Source organism: Diaphorobacter caeni (assembly GCF_015354245.1).
Taxonomy (GTDB): domain Bacteria; phylum Pseudomonadota; class Gammaproteobacteria; order Burkholderiales; family Burkholderiaceae_C; genus Diaphorobacter_A; species Diaphorobacter_A caeni.
On the sequence record NZ_JADKYZ010000001.1, the window covers coordinates 363,939 to 389,033 of the forward strand.

General features: G+C 64.8%; 19 protein-coding genes and 1 riboswitch. Of the genes, 15 read left to right on the forward strand and 4 right to left on the reverse strand.

All coding sequences use genetic code 11. The features are described 5' to 3' along the window. Positions 1–10: 10 nt before the first annotated feature. Positions 11–532, reverse strand: coding sequence for a YqaA family protein (locus tag ISG32_RS01630; protein WP_228529572.1), 522 nt, complete (start codon positions 530–532; stop codon positions 11–13). 200 nt (positions 533–732) lie between these two features. Here ISG32_RS01630 and dusB point away from each other — a divergent pair, with 200 nt between their 5' ends. From dusB to ISG32_RS01655, 5 genes are all read left to right on the forward strand, one after another. Then, on the forward strand, positions 733–1,809 hold the full coding sequence (gene dusB / locus ISG32_RS01635; protein WP_194769273.1) for a tRNA dihydrouridine synthase DusB: 1,077 nt from the start codon (positions 733–735) through the stop codon (positions 1,807–1,809). Further along, positions 1,790–2,023, forward strand: coding sequence for a Fis family transcriptional regulator (locus tag ISG32_RS01640; protein ID WP_187723467.1), 234 nt, complete (start codon positions 1,790–1,792; stop codon positions 2,021–2,023). The genes dusB and ISG32_RS01640 overlap by 20 nt, the downstream gene beginning before the upstream one ends. A gap of 111 nt (positions 2,024–2,134) precedes the next feature. Further along, positions 2,135–3,733, forward strand: coding sequence for a bifunctional phosphoribosylaminoimidazolecarboxamide formyltransferase/IMP cyclohydrolase (gene purH / locus ISG32_RS01645; RefSeq protein WP_194769274.1), 1,599 nt, complete (start codon positions 2,135–2,137; stop codon positions 3,731–3,733). Positions 3,734–3,752: 19 nt separating this feature from the next. Next, positions 3,753–4,208 (forward strand): c-type cytochrome, encoded by a 456-nt coding sequence (locus ISG32_RS01650; protein WP_323745880.1) that lies wholly within the window; start codon positions 3,753–3,755, stop codon positions 4,206–4,208. Positions 4,209–4,215: 7 nt separating this feature from the next. Continuing rightward, a complete protein-coding gene (locus ISG32_RS01655; protein ID WP_194769275.1) occupies positions 4,216–4,518 on the forward strand; it encodes a hypothetical protein in 303 nt (100 codons plus the stop codon). Between the two features lie 375 nt (positions 4,519–4,893). On the opposite strand, the gene ISG32_RS01660 is transcribed toward ISG32_RS01655, so the two are convergent. Next, positions 4,894–6,669, reverse strand: coding sequence for an alkaline phosphatase D family protein (locus ISG32_RS01660; protein WP_194769276.1), 1,776 nt, complete (start codon positions 6,667–6,669; stop codon positions 4,894–4,896). A 104-nt stretch (positions 6,670–6,773) separates the two neighbouring features. Then, positions 6,774–7,034: riboswitch (cobalamin riboswitch) on the forward strand. A gap of 141 nt (positions 7,035–7,175) precedes the next feature. On the opposite strand from ISG32_RS01660, the gene ISG32_RS01665 reads away from it, so the two are divergent. Genes ISG32_RS01665 through ISG32_RS01680 form a run of 4 tightly spaced genes read left to right on the forward strand, consistent with a single transcriptional unit; the run spans position 7,176 to position 12,231 of the window. After that, on the forward strand, positions 7,176–9,347 hold the full coding sequence (locus ISG32_RS01665) for a TonB-dependent receptor (protein ID WP_228529523.1): 2,172 nt from the start codon (positions 7,176–7,178) through the stop codon (positions 9,345–9,347). Between the two features lie 22 nt (positions 9,348–9,369). Beyond that, positions 9,370–10,395, forward strand: a complete 1,026-nt coding sequence (locus ISG32_RS01670) for an ABC transporter substrate-binding protein (RefSeq protein WP_228529524.1) — start codon at positions 9,370–9,372, stop codon at positions 10,393–10,395. A 4-nt stretch (positions 10,396–10,399) separates the two neighbouring features. Further along, complete coding sequence (locus ISG32_RS01675) at positions 10,400–11,458, forward strand: FecCD family ABC transporter permease (protein ID WP_194769278.1); 1,059 nt, start codon at positions 10,400–10,402, stop codon at positions 11,456–11,458. Then, on the forward strand, positions 11,455–12,231 hold the full coding sequence (locus tag ISG32_RS01680; RefSeq protein ID WP_194769279.1) for an ABC transporter ATP-binding protein: 777 nt from the start codon (positions 11,455–11,457) through the stop codon (positions 12,229–12,231). The genes ISG32_RS01675 and ISG32_RS01680 overlap by 4 nt, the downstream gene beginning before the upstream one ends. Before the next feature lie 4 nt (positions 12,232–12,235). Here the strand turns inward: ISG32_RS01680 and hemL are convergent, their stop codons facing one another. Next, positions 12,236–13,540 carry a glutamate-1-semialdehyde 2,1-aminomutase gene (hemL, locus tag ISG32_RS01685; protein ID WP_194769280.1) on the reverse strand — a complete coding sequence of 435 codons (1,305 nt, stop codon included), beginning with the start codon at positions 13,538–13,540 and terminating at the stop codon, positions 12,236–12,238. Continuing rightward, entirely contained in the window at positions 13,524–14,474 is a 951-nt protein-coding gene (thiD, locus tag ISG32_RS01690; RefSeq protein ID WP_194769281.1) for a bifunctional hydroxymethylpyrimidine kinase/phosphomethylpyrimidine kinase, read from the reverse strand. The genes hemL and thiD overlap by 17 nt, the downstream gene beginning before the upstream one ends. A gap of 94 nt (positions 14,475–14,568) precedes the next feature. Here thiD and ISG32_RS01695 point away from each other — a divergent pair, with 94 nt between their 5' ends. Genes ISG32_RS01695 through ISG32_RS01720 form a run of 6 tightly spaced genes read left to right on the forward strand, consistent with a single transcriptional unit; the run spans position 14,569 to position 25,040 of the window. Beyond that, positions 14,569–14,742 (forward strand): rubredoxin, encoded by a 174-nt coding sequence (locus tag ISG32_RS01695; RefSeq protein WP_194769282.1) that lies wholly within the window; start codon positions 14,569–14,571, stop codon positions 14,740–14,742. A 50-nt stretch (positions 14,743–14,792) separates the two neighbouring features. Continuing rightward, complete coding sequence (locus tag ISG32_RS01700) at positions 14,793–15,194, forward strand: response regulator (protein ID WP_194769283.1); 402 nt, start codon at positions 14,793–14,795, stop codon at positions 15,192–15,194. Then, on the forward strand, positions 15,195–15,560 hold the full coding sequence (locus tag ISG32_RS01705; RefSeq protein WP_194769284.1) for a response regulator: 366 nt from the start codon (positions 15,195–15,197) through the stop codon (positions 15,558–15,560). It begins immediately after the preceding gene. A 38-nt stretch (positions 15,561–15,598) separates the two neighbouring features. Further along, a complete protein-coding gene (locus ISG32_RS01710) occupies positions 15,599–16,126 on the forward strand; it encodes a chemotaxis protein CheW (RefSeq protein WP_194769285.1) in 528 nt (175 codons plus the stop codon). Positions 16,127–16,146: 20 nt separating this feature from the next. Beyond that, positions 16,147–18,417 (forward strand): methyl-accepting chemotaxis protein, encoded by a 2,271-nt coding sequence (locus ISG32_RS01715; RefSeq protein WP_194769286.1) that lies wholly within the window; start codon positions 16,147–16,149, stop codon positions 18,415–18,417. 53 nt (positions 18,418–18,470) lie between these two features. After that, the gene (locus tag ISG32_RS01720) at positions 18,471–25,040 is read left to right on the forward strand and encodes a hybrid sensor histidine kinase/response regulator (RefSeq protein WP_194769287.1); all 6,570 of its coding nucleotides are present in this window, start codon (positions 18,471–18,473) and stop codon (positions 25,038–25,040) included. Positions 25,041–25,095: the final 55 nt, after the last annotated feature.

Genomic DNA, 25,095 nt, shown 5'->3' on the forward strand with positions numbered 1-25,095 from the left:
GTGGCGTCTATCAACCGATGTCGGCGGGCACCATGTGCAGCAGCAGGGTCGTCATCACCAGGTAGCGCATGAACTTGCCGATGGCCATGTAGCCCACGCAGGGCCAGAACGGCAGACGCATCCAGCCCGCCACCGCGCACAGCGGATCACCGACCACCGGCAGCCAGCTCAGGAGACAGGTCTTTGCTCCGAACTTGCGCAGCCATACGCGCACGCGCCGTTCGGTGCGCGTGAGCTCACGCGGCTTCTTGTGATGCGCGAGTTCCGGCTGACCGGCCAGACGCCGCTTGCGGGCCGCGTTCCAGGCCTTGTGCGCGCCAAGGCCCATCCACCAGCTGACCATGCCGCCGAGGGTGTTGCCGGCGGTCGCCACCAGCACGGCGGGCCAGAACAGTTCCGGGTTGAGCTTGATGAGGCCGAACACCGCAGGCTCCGAGCCGAGCGGCAGCAGCGTGGCCGAAATGAATGAAACGATGAACACCGTGCTCAGCCCGAATTGGGGCAGAGCCAGCCATTCCAGCAGTTGATGCAGCCATGCTTCCATAGGGCCGCAAGTGTAGAGCCATCGGGTGTCCCCACATGTCGGAGGAGAAGAACAGTTTGCGGGTTTCGTCAAGCGGGTGCCGCACCGCCCGCGCTGGCCTTGTCGGTATTCTCTTTTGCCTAAAATTTGGGCAGGTATAATCGCGCCTCTTTTCCAGCGCTTTGCCGCATTTTTAAGCACCTCTCCCTATGCCTGCCCTGCACATTGGTCCTATTCCATTGGCGAACAACCTGTTTGTCGCGCCGATGGCGGGTGTGACCGACCGGCCTTTCCGCCAGCTGTGCAAGGCGCTCGGCGCAGGGTATGCGGTCAGCGAAATGGTGACATCGCGCAAGGATCTTTGGAACAGTCTCAAGACTTCGCGCCGTGCCAATCACGAGGGCGAGCCCGGTCCGATCTCGGTGCAGATCGCCGGAACCGATGCCGAGATGATGGCGGAAGCTGCGGTCTACAACATCGACCGAGGCGCCCAGATCATCGACATCAACATGGGCTGCCCGGCCAAGAAGGTCTGCAACAAATGGGCCGGCTCGGCCCTGATGCAGAACGAGAAGCTGGCGGTGGAAATCGCCCAGGCGGTCGTCGAGGCCGCCGCGCCGCGCAACGTGCCCGTCACGCTGAAGATGCGCACCGGCTGGTGCAACGAGCACAAGAATGCGGTGACGCTGGCGCGCGCGTTCGAGGACGTCGGCATCCAGATGCTGACCGTGCATGGACGCACGCGCGAGCAGGGCTACAAGGGTTTTGCGGAGTACGACACGATCGCCGCAGTGAAGAACGCGGTGCGCGTGCCGGTCGTCGCCAATGGCGACGTGGACAGCCCGGAGAAGGCGCGCGAGGTGCTTGCCGCCACCGGCGCCGACGCCATCATGGTGGGGCGCGCGGCCCAGGGCCGTCCGTGGATCTTCCGCGAGATCGGCCACTTCCTCGCGACCGGCGAGCATCTCGCTCCACCGCTGGTGGCCGAGGTGCGGCGTCTGCTGCTCGATCACCTGCAGGACCACTACCAGCTCTACGGCGAGCTCACCGGCGTGCGCAGCGCACGCAAGCACATCGCATGGTATGTGCGCACGCTGCCCGGCGGCGAAGACTTGAGAAGACACATCAACACTTTGGATGACTGCACGGCGCAATGGCGTGCGGTGGCCGACTATTTCGATGCGCTGGGCACCGAGATGGACCGTCTGCCGCGCGTTGAAATTGCGCAATCAAATGACGCAGCATTGGATTTGAGGGAATCGACCCATGAGCAAGAACAACATTGAAGACAGCGTGCGCGAGAGCCTGCAGAGCTATTTCCGCGACCTCGACGGCGAGTCTCCCGACGGGGTGTACGACATGGTCATCCGACTGGTCGAGAAGCCGCTTCTCGAAGTCGTGATGACGCAAGCCAACGAGAACCAGTCGCGCGCGGCTGAATGGCTGGGCCTGAACCGCAACACGCTGCGCAAGAAACTGGTGGAGCACAAGCTGCTCTGAGCCGAATGACAGGACCCCGGCCACCGCCGGGGTCGGTCGTTGCGGCGAACGCATGTGGATGCGCGCCGCACGACAACCGATGATTTATTGAACTCTCTTTCTGAAGACCAAATGAAAGCACTGATTTCCGTCTCTGACAAAACCGGCATCGTCGAATTTGCGCAAGCGCTGCACCAGCTCGGCGTGCAGCTGCTGTCCACCGGCGGCACCGCCAAGCTGCTGGCCGAAAAGGGCCTGCCCGTGACCGAAGTGGCGCAAGTCACCGAGTTCCCCGAGATGCTCGACGGCCGCGTGAAGACGCTGCACCCCAAGGTCCACGGCGGTCTGCTCGCGCGCCGCGACTTCCCCGAGCACATGGCGGCTCTGAAGGAACACAACATCGACACCATCGACCTGCTGGTGGTGAACCTCTACCCGTTCGAGGCGACCGTCGCCAAGCCCGGCTGCACGCTGGCTGACGCCATAGAGAACATCGACATCGGTGGCCCTGCCATGGTGCGCTCGGCCGCCAAGAACTGGAAGGACGTGGGCGTGATCACCGCCGCCGACCAGTACGAGGCCGTGATCGCCGAACTCAAGGCGTCCGGCAAGCTCTCCGACAAGCTGCGCTTCGCGCTGTCGGTGGCCGCGTTCAACCGCATCTCGCAATATGACGGCGCGATCAGCGACTACCTGTCGTCGGTGACGTTCGAAGACGAGAAGATGTCCGAGGAATACGTGCCCGAGCGCGCGGCGTTCCCAGGCCAGAGCAACGCCCAGTTCATCAAGATCCAGGACCTGCGCTACGGCGAGAACAGTCACCAGCAAGCCGCCTGGTACCGCGACCTGTATCCCGCTCCCGGCTCGCTCGCGACCGGCGTGCAGCTGCAGGGCAAGGAACTCTCGTATAACAACATCGCCGACGCCGATGCCGCATGGGAATGCGTCAAGAGCTTCGTTGAACCGGCCTGCGTGATCATCAAGCACGCCAACCCCTGCGGCGTGGCCGTGGGCAAGGACGCGCACGAGGCCTATGCCAAGGCGTTCCAGACCGACCCAACCAGCGCGTTCGGCGGCATCATCGCCTTCAACCGTCCAGTGGACAAGGCCGCTGCGGAAGCGGTGTCCAAGCAGTTCGTCGAAGTGCTGATGGCGCCTGAATTCAGCGCCGAAGCGCTTGAGATCTTCAAGAGCAAGGTGAACGTGCGCCTGATGAAGATCGCGCTGCCCAAGGGCGGCAAGACCGACTGGGACAACGGCCGCAACGCCGTCGAATCCAAGCGCGTGGGCTCGGGCATCCTGCTGCAGACGGCCGACAACCATGAACTGGCATTGGCCGACCTGAAGGTCGTGACCGTCAAGCAACCCACTCCAGAAGAGCTGAACGATCTGCTGTTCGCATGGAAGGTCGCCAAGTTCGTCAAGTCCAACGCCATTGTGTTCTGCAAGAACGGCATGACCATGGGCGTGGGCGCAGGCCAGATGTCGCGCCTCGACTCTGCACGCATCGCCTCGATCAAGGCCGAAGCCGCCAAGCTGTCCCTCCAGAACACGGTCGTCGCGAGCGATGCCTTCTTCCCGTTCCGTGACGGTCTGGACGTGGTGGTGGATGCCGGCGCGACCTGCGTGGCGCAGCCCGGCGGCTCGATGCGCGATCAGGAAGTGATCGACGCGGCCAACGAGCGCGGCGTGGCCATGGTGTTCACCGGCGTGCGTCACTTCCGTCATTGATCCGGGCATCGTCCAGACAGTGACTGAACCCTACGACGAAGACGACGCGCCCAACCGCCCGAAATGGATCGGCTGGGCGCTGGTGATTTTCATGGTGCTGGTGGTGATCGGCGTGCTCAACGTGGGCTGGCTGATCATGCGCCCCACGCCGGCCTCCGAAGCCATGGCCGCCGTGATCGCCGCCCAGCCGGAACTCGCGGTCGGCCAATCGGCCGTGGAGGCATCGGACTGCATGCGCTGCCATGGCGTGCAGCGCAAGGCGGTCGGTCCTTCGTTCGCGGACATCGCGAGCAAGTACGCGCAGCAGGCGGATGCCAAGGAATACTTGGCTCGCAAGATCCGCGAAGGCAGCGTCGGCACCTGGGGCAACATCATCATGCCGCGCCATCCGCAGATTTCGGAAGAGCAATCTTTGCAGATGGCGGGGTGGGTGTTGGCTGTGCCGCAGGTTGCTGCTTCTGGCTCTGATCGGTGATTGGGGCTTGCAGCTTGTAGCTTGTAGCTGGGTGGTATTTGATTTCTTTTTGGCTTTTGTTCTTTGGTTGAGGGCGGAGGCCGGGACTGCCCCCGGCGGGGCAATCACTTTTTGCTTGCGCGCAAAAAGTAATCAAAAACGCGCTTTGAATACCTCCGGCGGAACTCGCTTTGCGCTGCGCGCTCCGCTCGGACAACCGCCGGAAATCAGTCTGGAAGAGGTGTTTGCGGCACTTCGCTGCGCTCGTGCCGGGGTGTTTGTGGAGTTGGGTTGGGCGACCTATGCCCGCTGCTCTTTTGAACGACGTTGATCCCACGAGCAAATCAAAAGCCGCACAACACTGCCGCAACCGCAACCGCAACCGCAACCGCAACCGCATCTCGCGAAGTCGCGAGATGCCCGGCACGAGCGCAGCGATGTGCCGAATACACCTCCGAGTGAATATCTAGCTCGCGGCGGTTGCCCGAGCGGCGCGCGCAGCGCAAAGCGAGTTCTGCCGCGTGACCCCGTATTCAAAGGCGCGCTTTTGGTGACTTTTCGCGCGCAAGCGAAAAGTTACTCCGCCGCCGGGCGGAACTCCCGGCCTCCGCCCTCAATGTGAGCAACAAAAGTAGAAACGAAAACCAATCATCGCCGCAAAAAACGGAACCAGGCACGCGCCACGCATGAGTAGCCTCATTGCGCCTCAGGCTTTGACCAGCCCTCCCAGCTGCGAGGGCACCACCCTCCAGCTCGCATCAACTCGCGCAGAGTAGCTCGTGCTGCTCACCGTGCTCACCTGCACCCATTCCGAGGTACAGGCCTGACGCGTCGCGGTGACGAGAAGATAGCCGCGTCGCGCGGTGTCGCAGTAGCGCAGATCGGGGAGCAGCGACTCGAGTGCGCTCTTGAGTTCGGCCGGGACGATGCCGGTGTTGGCGTCGAATCCGGGCGAGGACACCGATGCAGTGGCGAACTCCACGCCGGCTGCTGTGCCACCGTCGGTTTTGAGCACGTTGGCCCATGCGTTGTGCGTGTCGCCCGACAGCACGACGAGGTTTTTCTTGAGCTCGAGGCTGGCCTGCAGCACTTTTTCGCGCGCGGCCGCGTAGCCGTCCCAGGCGTCGAGGTTGTAGGGGATGCGGGGCTGGGCGAGCAGGGCCTTGTCAGCGGCGCTGAGCTGCGATGGTTTGGTCTGCGCGAGCGCGGCGATGCGTTGGTAATCGCTTGCGGACACGCCGCCGGGCTTGCCGAGCCAGCCGAGAACGATGGGCTTGGGCAGATGCATGCGGCCCATCACGACCTGCTGGCCGAGCACTTGCCAGAGCGCCTTGGAGTCAGCAAGGCTTTTCTGCAGCCATGCGAATTGCGTGGCGCCGAGCAGCTCGCGCTTTCCGTCGTTGATGGCGTTCTGCAGCGCGGGGAGGAACTGCGCTTCGGGCAGTGCAAGCAGGGGGGCGTAGGCGATTTGCCTGTCACGGCCGACGGCGCGGGTGTCGAGCATGTGCAGCGCGAGCAGGTCGCCGAACGCGAAGCTGCGGTAGATGATCCCGGGGTTGGTGGATACCCGCGTGGGCATCCACTCGTGGTAGGCCTGCATTGCGGCGGCCTTGCGCGCGGCGAAGCTGCCTTCGGTCGCATCGTCGTGATTGGCGGCGCCGTTCATCCAGGTGTCGTCGCTGAACTCGTGATCGTCCCAGACGGCGATCATCGGCATGCGCGCATGCAGCTTCTGCAACTGCGCGTCGGTCTTGTACTGTGCGTGGCGCAGGCGGTAGTCCTTGAGCGAGACGATTTCGTGGGGCGGATCGACCTGGCGCCCCATCTCGGCGGCCGTCGCGGCCTCGTAGAAGCCCTTCTCGAATTCGTAGATGTAGTCGCCGAGATGGATGGCCGCATCGACATCGTCGCGCTGGCTCGCGTCGTCGTAGACGTTGAAGAAACCCTGCGGAAAATTCGCACAGGAGAACACCGCCAGCCTGACGCTGTCGATGGTGCCGGTGGGCAGTGTCTTCGTTCGACCGGCGGGCGATGTCTGCGACGCGGATCTGAAGCGGTAGAAGTAGGTGGTGGCGGCCGACAGGCCGGTGACGTCGACCTTGACGGTGTAGTCCTGATCGGGTCTGGTGCGTGTCTTGCCGAGCGCGACGAGGACCTTGAAGTCGGCGTCGCTCGCGACCTCCCAGTCGACCTCGATCTCTCCGCCGAAGACGCTGAGCGGCGAGAGCCGCGTCCACAGAATCACACGGTCGGCGAGCGGGTCGCCGCTTGCGACGCCGTGCTTGAACTGCGCCAGAGGCTGGCTGCCGGTGGTGGCGGGGGTGGCGCCCGAACCGCCTCCGCCGCCGCAGGCTCCGAGCGAGCCCCCCAGCGTGGCGGTGGCGGCGGCCCAGGCCAGTTGCCGTATCACATGGCGGCGGCTCGGCGTGTCCGCCCGGGATGGTGTGTGCTCGACGGAGTCGGTGGGGCGGCGTTCGCTCATGGTGGAGTGGACAGCGAAAGGTTGAGGGCTTGCGGGTGGCGCCAGTCTAGCCGTGACGCTCGATGCCCGGTCAGCGAAATGGTCAGCGTCGGTGCGTGATACCATCCGCGCCAGCGTTTGCAGGTGCCCACGTTCGTGGGTGAAACGGGAACAAGGTCAATCGACGAAAGGTCGGTTGGATGCCTTGGCTGCCCCCGCAACGGTAAGTAGATCAAAGCATGTCGCGCGGTTCGAGAGGACTGCGGCCACTGACGATTGGGGTTCCGGATGTCTGTCCGGGGCTTCGTCATCGGGAAGGTGAGATGCGGATGCGCACACGCGCATCGTCTATGAGCCCGGAGACCGGCCTGCAGACTTTCTGGTGCGATGCACTGAACCCATGACTGTCTGCGGGGTGTGGACGGCCTTCATTCTTTGTGAGGCATGGAGCGGCACGTCTGTGGCCGGACCGGAATCTCGCGCAGGGTGAGGCTGCACTTCAGACGGTCATCTCTCTGTTTGAAGACATGTTTTTCAGCTCTCTGCCCGCGCGGACCTTGGCTCGCGCTTCGGTTTCTTTCCCTCGCCTTCAAGCGCGCTTTCAACCTCGTTTTCGTCCGGTGCTGCTGCGCACCAGCGTGGCCGCCGCTTGCGCGCTGATGGGCGCGGCCCATGCGCAATCGAGCCTGCCCGAAGTGCAGGTGCAATCCACGCGCACGGTCGATTCGGCGCTGGGCCTCGCCAACACGGCGACGTCCGGCTCCAACGTCGATGTGCCGGTGCAGGACCTACCCGCCAGCGTGTCCACGGTGTCGTCGCGGCAGTTCGATGAGCGTGCCGACTACGCGGTGATGGACGCGGTCACGCGCACCGTGGGCCTCTCGACCAACAGCTCGCCGGGCAATGGCGGGCTCGCGTTCTCCAGCCGCGGCTTCAGCGGCGTGAATTCCGTGGGCGTGGCCGAGGACGGAATGATGCTTGGCGTGGCATCGGGCACGGTGAACTATCCCAACGACGCATGGGGCTACGAGCGCATCGACGTGCTGCGCGGCCCCGCATCCATCGTCTACGGCAGCGGCACCATGGGCGGCACGGTGAACGCCGTGCGCAAGCAGCCGAGCCGCGAGCGCTCCACCGATCTGCTGGTGGGCGCGGGCAGCCATGGCGAGGCGCGCCTGGGCTTCGGCACGACGGGCGCGATCAACGAGACGCTGAGCTACCGCGTTGACGCATACGGTCAGCGCACCGACGGCGAGCGCGAACTCGGTCGCGCGAACAGCCAGAAGCTGATGACTGGCCTGCGCTGGCAGCCGCGCGCGGATCTCAAGGTTGATGTCACGGCCGACATTGCCGAGCAGAAACCCGAGCGCTATTTCGGCACGCCCGCGGTGGATGGCCAACTGGTGCGCTCGCTGCGCAACGTCAACTACAACGTGCAGGACAGCGACATCCGCTACAAGGACAAGCGCGTGCGTGCCAAGGCCGAGTGGAACGCGAGTGACCGGCTCACGCTGCGTGAGGAGCTCTACTGGTTCAAGGCCGACCGCCACTGGAAAAATGCCGAGGCATACAGCTTCGATCCCGCAGCCGGGCAGGTGACGCGCGGCGACTACCTCGAGATCGGCCACGATCTCGAACAGAAGGGCAACCGCATCGGCGCGGAAATGAAGCTCGCCGATCACCGCATCGCCATGGGCTGGGACGTGGCCGACATGCGCTACACCAACCTGAGCAATTCGCCCTACGGCACGCCGTCGAACGTGCTGGATGCGTGGCATCCAGTGCACGGCGAGTGGACCAGCCCCGATCCGTATCTTGCGCGCAGCAAGACGAAGCTGCGCCAGAACGCGCTTTATCTAGAGGACGCATGGCAGCTGTCCGGGCAGTGGCTGCTGATGGCGGGCCTGCGCCGCGACTGGTATGACTTCGACCAGCGCAGCCTCATCACCGGCGCGACGGCGGACACGGAGCTGCGCGGCACGTCGTGGCGCGTGGGCGCGACCTACAGGCTCAGCGAGCGCGGCAGTCTTTATGCGCAACTGAGCCGTGGGCATGATCCCGTGGGCAGCCTGGTGTCGCTGTCCGCATCGCAGACGGCCTTCAAGCTCACGCGCGGCAGGCAGGCGGAAATCGGCTGGAAGCAGCAGTTGCCTGACGAGCGGGGTGAGGTGACGCTGGCGGTCTTCGACATCCGCAAGACCAACATCCTCACGCGCGATCCGCTGCGTCCCGCGCTCTCGGTGCAGGGCGGAAAGCAGACCTCGCGCGGCGTGGAGTTGAGCGCGGCCTACAAGGTGAACGCGGCGTTCCGCGTGGATGGCAATCTGGCCTACGTGAAGGCGCGGTTCGACGAACTCCGCGAGGGCAGTGCAGGCATCGACCGCGCCGGCAATCGACCGGAGAACGTGCCGTCGACGACCGCCAATCTCTGGGGCCACTACCGCGTCGGCGCATGGCAGACCTCGCTCGGCCTGCGCCATGTCGGCAGCAGCTACACGAGCAACGCCAACACGTCCAAGCTGCCGCGCTACACCGTGGCGGATGCGGTGCTGCGCTGGGACGTGAGCAGGTCTACCGCGCTGAATCTGGTGGTGCGCAATCTCACGAACCGCGTCTACGCGGCCTCGTCGTACTACGACGATCAGTGGCTGGTCGCGCCGGGCCGCAGCGTGGCGCTGACGGGCCAGTTCCGCTTCTGACATCGGCATGGAGAGAATCGCGATGATGGCCCGTTCGACATCCTTATCGAATCTGTGCCTGCGCACGGCGCCCATCTTCGCGATGGTGCTTGCCGCTGCAGGCACCGCGCACGCGCAACCCACGCAGCGTGCGCAGCCGCTGGTGATCGACGTGTGCGGCAAGCCGGTGACCTATGCGCGCGTGCCGCAGCGCGCGGTCACGCACGACGTCAACATCACCGAGATGTTTCTGTATCTCGGGCTGGGCCCGCGCCTCGTCGGCTACTCCGGCATTGCCGCCAGCAAGGAAGTGTCGCCGCGCTATCGCGCCGCGCTCGCCAAGGTACCCGATCTTTCTCGCAAGGACATGAATCTGGAGAGCATGCTCGGCGCGCGCGCGGATTTCGTCTTCGGCGGCTGGAGCTACGGCTTTCGCGCCGGCGGGGTGACGCCCGCGCTGCTCGCGCGCTACGGGATCGATTCGTATGTGCTGCGCGAGTCCTGCATCCACGTTGAAAAGCGTGAACGCATTGCACTGGTCGATTCGCTGATCGACTTGCGCAACGTCGCGCGCATCTTCGATGTCGAAAAAGAAAACGCGCAGAAACTGCAGGCGCTGGAGTCCCGCATCAAGGCGCTCGAGAGCGACATGCGCAGCGTCTCCAGGCGCCCGCGTGTCTTCGTCTACGACAGCGGCCAGCGACTGCCGGTGACCGCAGGTCGCTTCGGCACGCCGCACGCGATGATCGAGGCGGCGGGCGGGCAGAACATCTTCTCCGACATCGCCAGCAACTGGCCCACGGGCAACTGGGAGGACGTGATCGCGCGCGACCCCGAATGGATCGTGATCGTCGACTACGACCAGCCGGACGCGCAGGGCAAGATCGATTTTCTGCTCGCGAGAAAGGAGCTCGCGCAGGTCGAGGCGATTCGCAAAAAGCGCTTCTTCGTGATGACCTATGCCGATGCGACGCCCAGTCCCGCCAATGTGGACATGGCCGAGGCTCTGGCGCGCAGACTGCATCCCGAGCGCTTTGCTGCGGCTGTGCCGGCGGGGGCGGGCAGGTGAGGGCATGAAGGCCTTGCGCGCGCGATCACTGGGCGCATCGCTGGGCGTGCTTGCGTTGCTGCTGCTGGCTGCGATGACGGCGGGCGTGGCGCTGGGTTCGGTCAATGTGCCGCCGCTGGTGGTCTGGCGCGTGGTGCTGGGCGAGCTGTTCGGCGCTTCTTCGTCGCTGACGGACATGGGCATGCAGCAGCACCAGATCGTCTGGCTGGTGCGCGCGCCGCGTGTGCTGATGGCCGCGCTGGTCGGCGCGGGGCTGGCAACGGTGGGCGTGGTCATGCAGGCCATGGTGCGCAATCCGCTCGCGGACCCGTACATGCTTGGCGTCTCGTCGGGCGCATCGGTGGGGGCCGTGTCGGTGCTGGCCTGGGGCAGCTTTGCGTTTGTGGGCGTCCATGCGATTTCAGCGGGCGCGTTCGTCGGCGCGCTGGCCGCGACGATGGCGGTCTACTGGCTCGCACGCGGACGCGCCCGCGTGCAGCAGTCCACGCGCTTGATTCTGAGCGGCGTGGCGGTGGGCTACTTTCTCATGGGGCTCACCAGCCTGATCACGCTGACTTCCGGGCAGCGCGATCTCGCCGGTGCGCTGATGACCTGGACGCTCGGCAGTCTGGCTGGCACGCAGTGGAGTCATCTCGCGCCGCCCGCGCTGGTGCTGCTCGCGGGCATGCTCTGGCTGGCGCTGCAGACGCAGGCGCTCAACGCGTTGATGATGGGCGACGAAACCGCCGCCACGCTCGGCGTGAACACGCACGCGCTGCGGCGCGCGCTGTTCGTCGTGGTGTCGCTCCTGACCGGTGTGATGGTCGCCGCCAGCGGCGCCATCGGATTTGTGGGGCTGGTGGTTCCGCATGTGGCGCGCATGCTGGTGGGCTCGGATCACCGACGCGTGCTGCCCGCAGCGGCGGTGATGGGGGCGCTGTTTCTCGTCGTCGTCGATCTGCTCGCGCGCGTGCTGTTCTCGCCGATGGACGTGCCGGTGGGCGTGATCACCGCGCTGATCGGCGGGCCGTTCTTCGTATGGCTGCTCATGCGCCAGACGCAGGCGCGCGGGGAGTCGCAATGACGCTGCTGATTGACGCCGAACATCTGCACCTGCGCATCGCGGGAAGGACCGTCGTGAAGGACGTGTCGATCCAGTTGCGCGATGGTGAATGTGTTGGCGTGATCGGACCCAATGGCTGCGGCAAGTCGAGTCTGCTGCGCATGCTGTACCGCGTGGTCCGGCCGCAGTCTGGCGCGGCGCGGTGGATGGGCAGGAACATCTGGGAGATGTCCGCACGCGGGTTCGCGCAGCAGGTCGCTGTGCTCACGCAGGAGTTCGCGCCGGTGTTCGACATCTCGGTTCAAGAGACGGTGATGATGGGCCGCACGCCGCACCGCTCTTCATGGGCCTGGGATGGAGCGCGTGACCGGCAGGTTGTCGTCGAGTGCCTGGAGCGCGTGGGCTGCCTGCAGTTGCAGGAGCGCGATTTTGCGTTGCTCTCGGGCGGTGAAAAGCAGCGCGTGCTGCTTGCGCGCGCATTGGCGCAGCAGCCACGCTGTCTGATGCTCGACGAGCCGACCAACCATCTTGACGTGCGCTACCAGCACGAGCTGATGGCGCTGGTGCGCGGGGCGGGGCGCAGCACGCTGGTGGTGCTGCACGACCTCAACATCGCGGCGCAGTATTGCGACCGGTTGTGCCTGATGCATGAGGGCGCGCTGGTGGCCGACGGCACGCCCGCTGAAGTACTCACGCCCGCGAACATCGCGGCGGTCTACGGGGTGGACGCCGTGGTCGACGCCCATCCGCAGACCGGCAGACCGCGCGTGACTTTCTGCGGCGTTCTGGGCTGAAGGCTTACAACGTCTTGAACACTTCGCGCGCGGCTTCGATGGTCTTGTCGATGTCGGCGTCGGTGTGCGCACCGCTCACGAAGCCGGCCTCGTAAAGCGCGGGCGCGAAGTAGTGGCCGCGCTCGAGCATGCCGTGGAAGAACTGGTTGAACACCTTGTCGTCGGTCTTCATGACTTCGGTGTAGGTGGTCGGCAGCTCGGGCAGGAAATAGAAGCCGAACAGGCCGCCCTGATGGTCGACGCTGAAGGGAATGCCGGCGGCGTCGGCTTCCTTCTTGAGGCCGGCCATCAGGCGGCCGGTGGTCTTGTGCAGCGCCTCATGGAAGCCGGGCCTGCTGATCAGCTCGAGCGTCTTCAGGCCGCAGGCCGTGGCGATGGGGTTGCCCGAGAGCGTGCCCGCCTGGTAGACCGGGCCGAGCGGCGAGAGCTTTTCCATGATCTCGCGACGCGCGCCGAAGGCGGCCATCGGCATGCCGCCGCCGATCACCTTGCCCATCACCGTGATGTCGGGCTTGAAGCCTTCGATCTGCTGGGCATAGAGACTTTGCGCGCTGCCGAGCGCCACGCGGAAGCCGGTCATGACCTCGTCGTAGATCATCAGCGCGCCGTGCTCCTGCGTCAGCTCGCGGATGCGGCGGGTGAAATCGACGCTGGCGCGCACGAAATTCATGTTGCCCGCGATCGGCTCCATGATCACGCAGGCGATCTCGTGGCCGATGACGGCAAAGGTTTCCTCCAGTTGGCCGATGTCGTTGTATTCGAGGACGATGGTGTCCCTGACCACGTCGGCGGGCACGCCCGCGGAGGACGAGGCGCCGAAGGTGGCGAGGCCCGAGCCCGCCTTCACCAGCAGCGAGTCGGCATGGCCGTGGTAGCAGCCGTTGAACTTGATGATCCGGTTGCGGCCGGTGAAGCCGCGCGCCAGGCGCAGCGCGCTCATTCCGGCTTCGGTGCCAGAGCTCACCATGCGCACCATGTCCATGGACGGCATGAGCTTGAGGATGGCTTCGGCCAGATGCACTTCGCGTTCGGTCGGCGCGCCGTAGGAGAAGCCTTCAAGCACGGCCTTCTGGACTTCGGCGATGACTTCGGGGTGGCCGTGACCGAGGATCATCGGGCCCCAGGAGCCGATGTAGTCGGTGAACTGCTGGCCATTGGTGTCCCAGAAATAGGCGCCGAGCGCGTGCTCGACGAAACGCGGCGTGCCGCCGACGGCATTGAAGGCGCGCACGGGCGAGTTCACGCCGCCGGGGATCACCTGCTTGGCGCGTTCGAACAGGGAAACATTCAGATCAGTGGGATGTGTCATTGGGAGGAAGTCTCAGTGCATCGACGCCGGTGGCGTCATCGGACTCGGAAGCGTCTTCGTCTTCGTCGTCCTCATCGGGTTGGGCCCAGAACATGCGGTCGGGCAGCAACTGCCCCATGCCGGGTCGGTAGCCTGCGGCGAGGCAGCCGTCCAGATAGGTCAGCGCCTCGCGCGTCGCATCGCCGAGATCATTGTCGCAAGCGATGAGCGCCGCAAGCGCGGCGGACAAGGTATCGCCGGCGCCCGCGAAACTCACTTCGAAGCGCTCGAACTGGCCGTTGCCGAGCACGGCCTGCGGCGTGCACAGCACGTTGTCGAAATGCTCCTTGTCGACCGGCACTCCTGTTACAAGTGTGTAGGGAACGCCCTTGGTGGCGGCTGCCTTCGCGATCTCGCGGGCGGTTGGCAAGCGGTCACTTTCCCAGTCCGGCAGCAGCCAGCGGCGCAGCGTACTGTGGTTTCCTACCAACACTGAGGTTTGCGGAAGCAACAACTCCACGAAGGCGTCGTGGTACTGATCGATGAGATCGTCACTCCACCAGGAGAGGCTCGGCATGTAGGCGATGACGGGGACGTCGGCGTAATCGGCGGTCAGTTCGGCGACGATGGCGAGATTTTCGGGACTGCCGACGAAGCCGACTTTGATGGCCTGTACGGGCATATCCTGAAAAACAGTTCGTGCTTGATCTGCGACAGTATCGTCATCGAAAGCGACAAAATCGACGATTTCCGTTGTGTCTCTGACATACGTGCCGGTCACAATAGCCAGCGCATGCGCGCCCACCGATGCTATAGCGGCTGTATCACCGGTCAATCCTCCCGCTCCACTGGGGTCGTTGGCGTTGAAAGTCATTACGCAGACGGCGCCTTCGACCTCGTCGGCGATTTTGTTTTCGGACTGATGGGAGATGGGGGAGTGTGGGTCTTGTTTCATGTACGGACGCCAGCGTAGCCGGTGGCGCGAAAGCCGCATCTCTTGGTGATGTCTAGATACAATCGTTGCATTCTATGTGAAGGCTCTTTAAGCTGTGACAAACTCAAAAACTTGGATGTGTCTGATTTGCGGTTGGATATATGACGAGGCCGAAGGGGCACCCGATCATGGTATTGCACCGAACACCCCATGGGAACAAGTACCCATGAACTGGACATGTCCCGAGTGCGGCGCACGCAAAGAAGACTTCGAGATGGTTGAAATCTGATGAAGAACGCTCGCAGTGGCGATTTTTCGAATCCTCGGGAGCGGTAGAAATTGACTACAGGTGGAAATCAAACGTTCAAGGTGCTGGTTGTCGACGACAGCAACACCATTCGCCGGAGTGCGGAAATTTTTCTCAAGCAGGGCGGGCACGAGGTGCTGCTGGCTGACGACGGTTTCGACGCGCTGTCCAAGATCAACGACTTCAACCCCCAACTGATCTTCTGCGACATCCTGATGCCCAAGCTCGACGGGTATCAGACCTGCGCCATCATCAAGCGCAACGCCAAGTATGCAGACACGCCGGTCGTGATGCTGTCCTCCAAGGACGGGGTCTTCGACAAGGCGCGCGGCCGCATGGTCGGCTGCCAGGAATATCTCACCAAACCGTTTACGAAAGACCAGTTGCTGCAAGCAGTGCAGCAATTCGGCAATGTGGATCAAGGAGCTCAGTAAATGCCCATTCAGAAAGTTTTGGTCGTCGACGATTCGAAGACCGAATTGATGTATTTGACCGACTTGCTGCAGAAAAAAGGCATGCAGGTGCGCACGGCCGAGAACGCGGAAGAAGCGATCAAGCGCCTGGCTGAAGAAAAGCCCGACCTGATTCTGATGGACGTGGTGATGCCCGGCCAGAACGGTTTCCAGCTCACGCGCTCGATCTCGCGCGATCCGCAGTTCGCCGATGTGCCGATCATCATGTGCACCAGCAAGAATCAGGAAACCGACCGCGTCTGGGGCATGCGCCAGGGCGCTCGCGCATACATCACCAAGCCAGTCGATCCGGCCGAGTTGCAGGCCAAGATCGATTCGCTGAGCTGATTTTTCCCCACTGATTACTGGAAGGTTCAAGCGGATTCATGGCCAATCGCGAAGCCCTCAGAGAGCTGCAGACCCGCCTTGCCAGTCGCCTACAGGCGGCCAAGGCGGAAGGCTCGAACGTGTCGTCCTGGCTGGCCGTGGAGACCGCCGGTCAGCGGTATCTTTTGCCGCTCGGCCATTCGGGCGAGATTTTCCCGTGGACCGGGGTGCAGGCCGTGCCGTACACGCAGGCCTGGTTTCTGGGCGTCGCCAATCTGCGCGGTGCCCTCATGGGTGTGGTGGATCTGGGCGGCCTCATGGGCACGCAGATCCAGCGCACCGAACAGGCGCTGGCGGACTCGAGTCTGCTGGCGATGAATCCGGCGCTGGGCGTGAACGCGGCGCTGATGGTGGACAAATTGCTTGGACTGCGCGGCACGGATGCCTTCGTGTCGTCCGAGTCGCCCGGTGAAGGGGCGCCCGAGTATTTCGGGTCCCGTTATGCGGATGCGCAAGGTGCGCAATGGCAGGAATTGAATCTGCAGGCGATGTCGCAGAGTCCGGTCTTTCTAGGTATTGGCGTTTGAGATTTTCTTAGGGTTGCACTATGTCTTTTTCTCTTGACAAACTGTTCAAACGCAAGGGCGCGACGGCCGACGCCGGCGTCGAACTGGCGGTTGAACAATCTGAGCAGGATGCGCTGGCCGCGGGTTCGCTGGCGGACTCTTTCCAGAATGAAGGCATGTACAGCGTGCAGGGCGACCCCGGCCAAGCCACCCAATATGCGGATGAAGACGAATTCGCCAACCATGAATTGATCACTCTGCCGCTGCTGGGCCGCGCGAGCGCCGCAGCGCATCAGCGCAAGCTGCTGCTGTTGCTGGGTATCGGCCTCGTCGTGCTGGCGCTGGTCGCCGGCTGGGTGCTGCAGCAGTCCAACCGCGTGGCGCAGCAGCTCACGGCCACCGGTCAGGGCCTGATGCAGTCGCAGCGTCTGGCGAAGTCGGTGTCTCAGGCGCTGGTGGGTGCTCCCCAGGCCTTCCCCGACGTGAAGGACAGCGCCGACGTTCTGACGCGCAACGTGAACGCGCTGAACAGCGGCGACAGCGACCTCGGCGTGCAGGCGCTGGGTGACGCGTTCAAGCCCGAGCTGGACACCGTCTCGCCTCTGGTGGAACGCGCCGACCGCAACGCCAAGGTCGTGATGGGTCAGCAGAAGATCCTGACGCAGGTGGGTGACGCGCTGCGTACCATCAACCGCCAGTCGGCCGACCTGCTGGAAATCGCCGAAACGGTTTCCTCGCTCAAGCTGCAGCAGAACGCATCGTCCGCGGAAATCTCCGCCGCCGGTCAGCTCGTGATGCTGACGCAGCGCATCGGCAAGTCCGCCAACGAATTCCAGACCACCGAAGGCGTGAGCCCCGAGGCCGTGTTTCTGCTGGGCAAGGACTTGAATTCGTTCAAGGAAATCGCACAGGGCCTGCTGGACGGCAGCTCCGAACTGCGTCTGCCCGCCACCCGCGATGCGCAGACCCGCGAGCAGCTCGAAAGCCTGGTCAAGCTCTACGACGAAACCCGCACACAGGCTGGCGCGATTCTGGGCAACCTGCAGGGTCTGGTGTCCGCGCGTGAAGCGCAGTCCGCCATCGTGGCCGATTCCGAGCCACTGCGTCGCGGCATGGAAGCGCTGCAGACCAAGCTGAACGATCAAAGCGGCATCGGCATCGGCCAACTGGTCGCGCTGGTGCTGACCGGCCTGTTCGTGGTGCTTTGCGGCGTGGGCATTTCCCGCGTCCAACTGGGCGACTCGCGCAACCGTCAGGCGGCTGCCGAATCGCTGCAACGTGACGCCAAGCGTCAGGAGCAGGAAGCCAAGCGCGTGAACGACGCGAACCAGGCCGCCATTTTGCGTTTGATGAACGAACTGCAGTCGGTCGCTGAAGGTGACCTGACGCAGGAAGCGACCGTGACCGAAGACATCACCGGCGCCATCGCCGACTCGGTGAACTACACGGTGGAAGAGTTGCGACAGCTGGTGGGCTCGGTGCAGAACACCGCGACCCGCGTGGCGCAGACCACGGCACAGGTGGACGCGACGTCGACCGAACTGCTGGCCGCTTCGACCGAACAGCTGCGCGAGATCCGCGAAACCGGCCGCTCGGTTCTGGAAATGGCGAATCGTATTAACGACGTGTCGGTGCAGGCGCAGGAATCGGCCGCGGTTGCGCGCCAGTCGCTGCAAGCTGCCGACTCGGGCCTGACCGCCGTGCAGAACGCCATCGGCGGTATGAATTCGATCCGTGACCAGATCCAGGACACCTCCAAGCGCATCAAGCGTCTGGGTGAATCGTCGCAGGAGATTGGTGAAATCACCGAACTGATTTCCGACATTACCGAACAGACCAACGTGCTGGCTCTGAACGCCGCCATTCAGGCCGCGTCCGCCGGTGAAGCCGGTCGCGGCTTCTCGGTGGTGGCGGAAGAAGTGCAGCGTCTGGCGGAACGTTCGGCCGATGCGACGCGCCAGATTTCGGCGCTCGTGAAGGCTATTCAGACCGACACCCAGGACGCGGTGGCCGCCATGGAGCGTTCAACGCAGGGTGTGGTGGAAGGGGCCCGTCTGTCCGACTCGGCCGGTACCGCACTCTCCGAGATTGACCGCGTGTCGCGCCGCCTGTCCGAACTGATTGAACAGTTCTCGTCCTCCACCTCGCGCGAGGCGGAACTCGCCAACGAAGTGGCCGAGAACATCCAGCACATTTTCGCGGTGACAGAGCAGACCGGTGAGGGTACGCGCACGACGGCCCAGCAGGTTCGCGAACTGTCCCAAGTGGCGGAGGAACTTCGTCAGTCTGTGTCGCGTTTCAAGATTGCCTGAGACAGCAGTTTCCTCTTTAACGAACTGGCTCCACGGGGGCCGGGGACGAATCCATGTCATCTCTTGAGGCTGTCAACGCTTCGGTCACTGATTGGACACACGGCGAGCAGGACCTGGGTCCTCTCGCTTGGGTGTTGGACGAACTGCGCAAATCACTGGACGGTACGGTCAAGTCCATGCGCCGTTTCGTGCGCGACGCGGAAGTCGCGCGCGACTCCGATCTTGCTTCTCTGGACGTCAGTCCGCTGCGCATGGCGCGTCAGCAGATCCACCAGGCCAGCGGTGCGCTGGAAATGGTGGGCATGGCGTCGCCCGCGCTGATCCTGCGCGCGCTCGAATCGGCGGTGCAGAAATATGTGCAGCGCCCCGAGCTCTGCACGGACGATGCGGCGAACACCATCGAGCGCGCGAGTTTCGCGCTCATCGCCTACCTGGAGAGCGTGCTCTCGGGCAAGCCGGTGTCCGCCGTGACGCTGTTCCCGCAGTACCGCGAGGCGCAGGCGCTCAATGGTGTGGAGCGTGTGCATCCGGCCGATCTGTGGCCGGTGGAGCGCCGCTTCCGCGAGCCAGAATTCACCATCGACGTGCCGCCGCAGGGCTACGACGCCGAGGCGCGGGCCAAGCTCGACAGCGCGGTGCTGCGCATCATCAAGAGCGGTGACCAGGCCGCGGACGCCGAGCTGCTCAAGCTCTGCCAGGGCTTTGCCGCTGGCGAGTCGGATCGCCAGATCCGCGCGTTCTGGAAGATCTGCAGCGGTTTCTTCGAAGCGCTGGTGGCCAGCCTGCTCAAGCCCGACGTCTATGTGAAGCGCGTGGCCTCGCGCGTGCTGCTGCAGTACGCGACGCTCGCCAAGGGCGACCGCACGGTGGCCGACCGTCTGGTGCATGAACTGCTGTTCTTCTGCGCCCAGGCCAAGTCGCCACAGACGCCACAAGGCCCCGCCCATCTGCCGCTCACGCCGGTGCTGGACGCCGTGCGCCAGGCCTTCGGTCTGCAGCAGTACACGCCCGTTGACTACAACGTCGCGCGCTTCGGTCTCTACGACCCGACCGTGCTGGTGCAGGCGCGCAAGCGCATCGGCACCGCGACCGAAACCTGGTCGGCGCTGGCAGGCGGTGACCGCAACAAGCTCAAGCCGTCGGTGGACCAGTTCAGCCTGGTCTGCGATTCGCTGCGCAAGCTCCATCCGGGCAGCGAGCCTCTGGCCGCCGCGCTGATGAACGCGGTCGAGAAGACCGCGCAATCGGGCGAACCTCCGGCACCTGCGCTCGCCATGGAAGTGGCCACCGCGGTGCTGTATCTGCAGGCCTCGTTCGAAGAACTCGACGTGGCGCAGGAGCACATGGGCGAGCGCGCCAAGCGCCTTGCCGAGCGTCTGGACGGCGTGGTGGCGGGCGGAGACTCCGAACCCCTCGAGCCCTGGATGGAGGAGCTGTACCGCCGCGTCAGTGACCACCAGACCATGGGCAGCGTGGTCGACGAACTGCGCGCGACCCTCGGCGACGCCGAAAAGTCTCTGGACCAGTTCTTCCGCACGCCGGAGGACGTCTCCGTTCTGAACAATGTGCCCGGACGTCTGGGCCAGATGCGCGGCGTGATGTCGGTGCTCGGTCTCGACCAGGCATCGCATGCGGTCGTGCACATGCGCGATACGGTCGAGCGCCTGATCGTCGGTGGCGTCACCGAAGAAGAGCGCCCCGCGGTGTTCGAGAAGCTCGGCAACAGCATGGGCGCGCTGGGCTTCCTGATCGACATGCTGAGCTACCAGCGCGCGATGGCACGCAAGCTCTTCGTGTACGACGAAGCACAGGGCGAGCTCAAGCTCGTGATGGGGCGCGCCAAGCGTCAACGCGCGAGCGATCAGCCCGAAACGGCGGGCGCCGTGGTCGACGCGCGCGGTGGCGCTCCAGTGCCGCAAGCCGAGGCAGCCACGCCAGTGGGCGCGCTGCCCGTCGCTGAACCTGTCGCGGAGGTTGAACCCGCCACGTCGCAGGAACTGCAGACGCTGGGCTTTGATACCGAACTCGACAACGGCGCTCTGGCGCCCATCGATTCGCCGGTCACGATCGCCGTCGAACCGATCCAGCCTCCCGCTTCCGCTCCGTTGCCCGCACCGGAAGATGAAGACGACGAGCTGCTGCAGATCTTCCTGGAAGAGGCGCGCGAAGTCATCGGCAACGGCACGGCCGCCGTCGATGCGCTGCACCGCGCTCCAGCCGATCTGAGCGAGCAGACCACGCTGCGCCGCGCGTTCCACACGCTCAAGGGCAGCTCGCGCATGGTCGGCCTCAACGCCTTCGGCGAAGCCGCCTGGTCGATGGAGCAGATGCTCAACGCCTGGCTGGCCGAGCAGAAGCCCATGCAGCCCGATCTGCTCACGCTGGCGCAGGAATCACTGTCGGCATTCGGCCGCTGGGTGGACGACATCGCAGCCGGTACCGCCGCATCGTGGAGCCCGCAGCCCTTCGTCACTTCGGCCGACGCGATGCGCACCGAAGGCCGTCTGGTGCCTCTGGTGCTGGACGTCGAACCTGCGGTCGCGCCAGTCGAGCCAGCCGCTGCGCCGCCCGAAGCACCCGTCTCCATCGAGCCCGCGCTCGAAGAGGGGCTGTCTCTGTCCGTGGACGAGATGCTGCCCGTGTCGGTGCCCGCGCCGCTTGAGCCCGCGTCGGACCTCACGTTTGACCTGCCCGAGCTGAGCGATGAGCCTGCTCCAGTCGTTGCACAGGCCGAGCAGGATGCCCACGCGCCGCTCGACTTCAGCCCGACGATTCCGTTCGAGCTGGAACCGGCCGATCACGCCGCACTGGCTCCGACGGCTGCGGTGACTCCGCTGCTCGACGGCGATGCAGCGCAGGAAATCGACTTCGCTGAATTCGAGCAGGCGCTCAAAGCCGACAAGGCACTGCAGGCACCAGTGCATGTGGCGAATCTCGAGCCGCACGAGCTGCCGACCATCGCCTCCGTCGTGGGTTCGGACGAGCCCAGCATTCTCGACCAGAAGCTTGAGGCGCGCGCCCACGGCACGCAGCCCGAAGCGAAGGAAGAACCCGCTCCGGTGGCGCTCGAGCTGCCCGATCTGGAGCTGCCGCCGGTCGCCGAAGTGCCCGAGGCCCAGGAGCTCTCCGTTGCCGAACTCGAGGACTTCGGCTTCGAGAACGCGCCAGCCCTCGTGCCCGAGCCGCCTGCTGCGGAGCAGCCCGCCGTCGCGACGGATCTGACCGGCAAGCATGCCGAATTCTTCCCGATCGGCGAGGTCGAGGCAGAGTTCGTCAACGACATCGAAGAGCCCACGCCTGAGCCCGTCGAGCCCGAACCATTGGCCGACGTGGAATCCGTTCCGCAGTCGTTCTCGGACTTCGTGTTCGAGGCGACGCCGCCCGTGGCCGAAGAAGTGCCCGAGCTGCAGGAAGTGGCCGAAGAAGTTGAAGAAGCTGAAAAGGTCGAAGTGCCCGAGGCGGAGCAGGTGGTCGCTGTCGAGGATTCGACCAAGGTCATCGGATCGCTGCGCATCTCGCTGCCGCTCTTCAACGTCTATCTGAGCGAAGCCGAAGAGTGGTCGCAGCGCCTGATCAACGATCTGCAGTTCTGGAAGCAGGAACAGGCCGACAAGCCGGTTCCCGAGTCCGCGATTGCACGCGCGCATTCGCTGGCGGGCAGTTCCGCCACCGTGGGCTTCACGGCCCTGAGCGAAATGTCGCGCCTGCTGGAGCACACGCTGCAGCATGTGCAGCCACAGCAGTTCGGCGTGCCCGCGCAGATGGACGTGTTCCTGGCCGTGGCCGAAGACATCCGCCGTCTGCTGCACCAGTTCGCTGCCGGTTTCCTCAAGGAGCCGAATGCGCAACTGCTGACCCAGCTGCATGAGATTCTCGACACCGACGTCATCAGCGGCATGGCGCCGCTGGGTGACGAAGAGGGTGAGGACGATGCCGCGACTGCGGTGCCGGAGGCCCCGCACCAAGAAGACGCCGAGCCGGTGTCCTTCGCTGCGGAAACCGCGGTCGCGCCGCTGCTGCCGGTCGAGGAAGCGCCAGTCGTCACGCCCGAGCCCGTGCGTGGCTATGTGGCTCCGGCGCTGTCGATTCCCGTGCCGCAGATGGCCGTGGACACGAGCCCAGTCGCCAAGGCGTCGGGCACCCACCACGATGACGACATCGATGCGGTGGACGTGATCGACCCCGATCTGTTCCCGATCTTCGAAGAAGAAGCCATCGAGCTGCTGCCCGTGCTGGGCGGTGCGCTGCGCCAGTGGTCCATGCAGCCCGACAACCTCACGGCCCGCAGCGAACTGCTGCGCGCGCTGCACACCCTCAAGGGCAGTGCGCGTCTGGCCGGTGCGATGCGTCTGGGCGAAATGGCCCACCGCATGGAAACCGACGTCGAGCACATCGACAAGGACTCCGCGCACACCGACGACATCGAGCCGTTGCTCGGCAAGCTCGACGCGCTGCAGGAGTCGCTCGATACGCTGCGCGACGTGGGTGCACAGCCGCTGTCCGAAGCCGTCGCGGTGACGACGGCCGACGATGTGGTGGCCGTCGTTCCCGTGGCCGAAGTGGCGCAGGCCGCCGAGCCCGAACCCGCTGCCGCACTGCAGCCGCTGGAAACCGCAGCCACGCAGATCACCATGCCGCCAGCGGTGCCCGCAGGCCCCGTGGCGCGTCCGCTCACGCTGCAACTGGCGAGCACGCGCGCCCATGCCGGTCAGTCCGTGCGTGTACGCTCGACGCTGCTGGACCGCCTGGTCAATCAGGCCGGTGAGGTGATGATCGCGCGTTCGCGTCTGGACGTGCGTCTGGGCCAGATGCGCAGCTCGCTCAACGACCTGACGGGCAATCTGGAGCGTCTGCGCCAGCAACTGCGCGACATCGAAGTGCAGGCCGAGTCGCAGATGCAGTCGCGCATGGCGCTGTCCAAGGAAACGGCAGCCGGCTTCGATCCGCTCGAGTTCGACCGCTTCACCCGCGTGCAGGAACTCACGCGCATGATGGCCGAGTCGGTGAACGACGTGGCGACCGTGCAGCGCAACCTGCAGCGCGCGATGGAAGGCGCGGAAGACGATCTGATCAGCCAGGGCCGCCAGGCGCGTGAGCTGCAGCGCGATCTGCTGCGCACCCGCATGGTCGAGTTCGACAGCATCTCCGAGCGCCTGTATGCGCTGGTGCGTCAGTCGTCCAAGGAAACCGGAAAGCAGATCAAGCTGGACATCGCCGGTGGCTCCATCGAAATGGACCGGGGCGTGCTTGACCGGATGACGCCCGCGTTCGAGCATTTGCTGCGCAACTGCGTGAGCCACGGCATCGAAGCTCCGGAAACCCGCGTCGCTGCGGGCAAGTCGGCCAGCGGCACAATCCTCGTGACCGTGCGCCAGGACGGCAACGACGTCGCGGTCGAGTTCCGCGACGACGGCGCGGGCCTGAACGTGGGCCGCATCCGCGAGAAGGCCATCGAGCGCAATCTGATCACCTCCGACATGCCGGTGAGCGACGTCGAAGCCGCGAACCTGATCTTCATGCCCGGCTTCTCCACCGCCGCCGAAGTGACCGGCCTGTCCGGCCGCGGCATCGGCATGGACGTGGTGCGCACCGAGGTGAACGCCCTGGGCGGTCGCATCGAGACCACCACCACGGTGGGGCAGGGTACGGCGTTCCGTCTGGTGCTGCCGCTGACCACGGCGGTGACGCAGGTGGTGATGCTGCGCGCAGGCAACCTCTCGATCGGCGTGCCCGCGAGCCTGGTGGAAGTCGTTCGCCGCACCACGGCGCAGGAACTGGCCACCGCCTACAGCACCCAGCAGTTCGAGGAAGGCCACGAGAACCTGCCGTTCTTCTGGTCCGGCGCGCTCCTGCAATCGTCGATCCGCAGTACCGAAGCCAACGCCAAGATCCGTCCTGTCGTGATCCTGCGAAGCGCCGCACAGCGCATCGCGATGCACGTGGACGAAGTGCTGGGCAACCAGGAAGTCGTGGTGAAGAACCTCGGCCCGCAGCTGTCCCGTCTGCCCGGCATGGCCGGCATGTCGGTGCTCGCCTCCGGTGCCGTGGTGCTGATCTACAACCCGGTGGCGCTGGCCAACGTGTTCGGTGCCCGAGTCCAGGAGGCGACCAAGGCCGCCCAGCTCGAAGCCGAAAAGGCCGCCGCCGCCAAGGCGGAAGCGGGCGAACAAGCTGCAGCGGCAGCCGCAGCGTCCGGCACGCCGCTGGTCACATCGCACATTCCGAGCGCACCGCAAGTGCCGCTGGTGCTGGTGGTCGACGACTCCATCACCGTGCGCCGCGTGACCCAGCGCCTGCTGCAGCGCGAAGGCTACCGCGTGAGCATGGCAGCCGACGGCCTGCAGGCTCTGGAGCGACTCCAGGAAGAGCGCCCCACGGTCGTGCTCTCCGACATCGAAATGCCGCGCATGGATGGTTTCGACCTGGCGCGCAACATTCGTGCGGACGAGCGGCTCAAGGGGTTGCCGATCATCATGATCACCTCGCGCATCGCCGAGAAGCATCGCGAGCATGCGATGGAGCTGGGGGTGAATCACTATCTGGGCAAGCCATACTCGGACGAGGAGCTGATGGGCTTGGTGCATCACTATGCTCGTCTTGAAGCGGAAGCTTTTGTGGGCTGATTCTTCTTGGCCTCATCTGGAAACCGCGAGTTTTGCCGCTCGCGGTTTTTTTGTT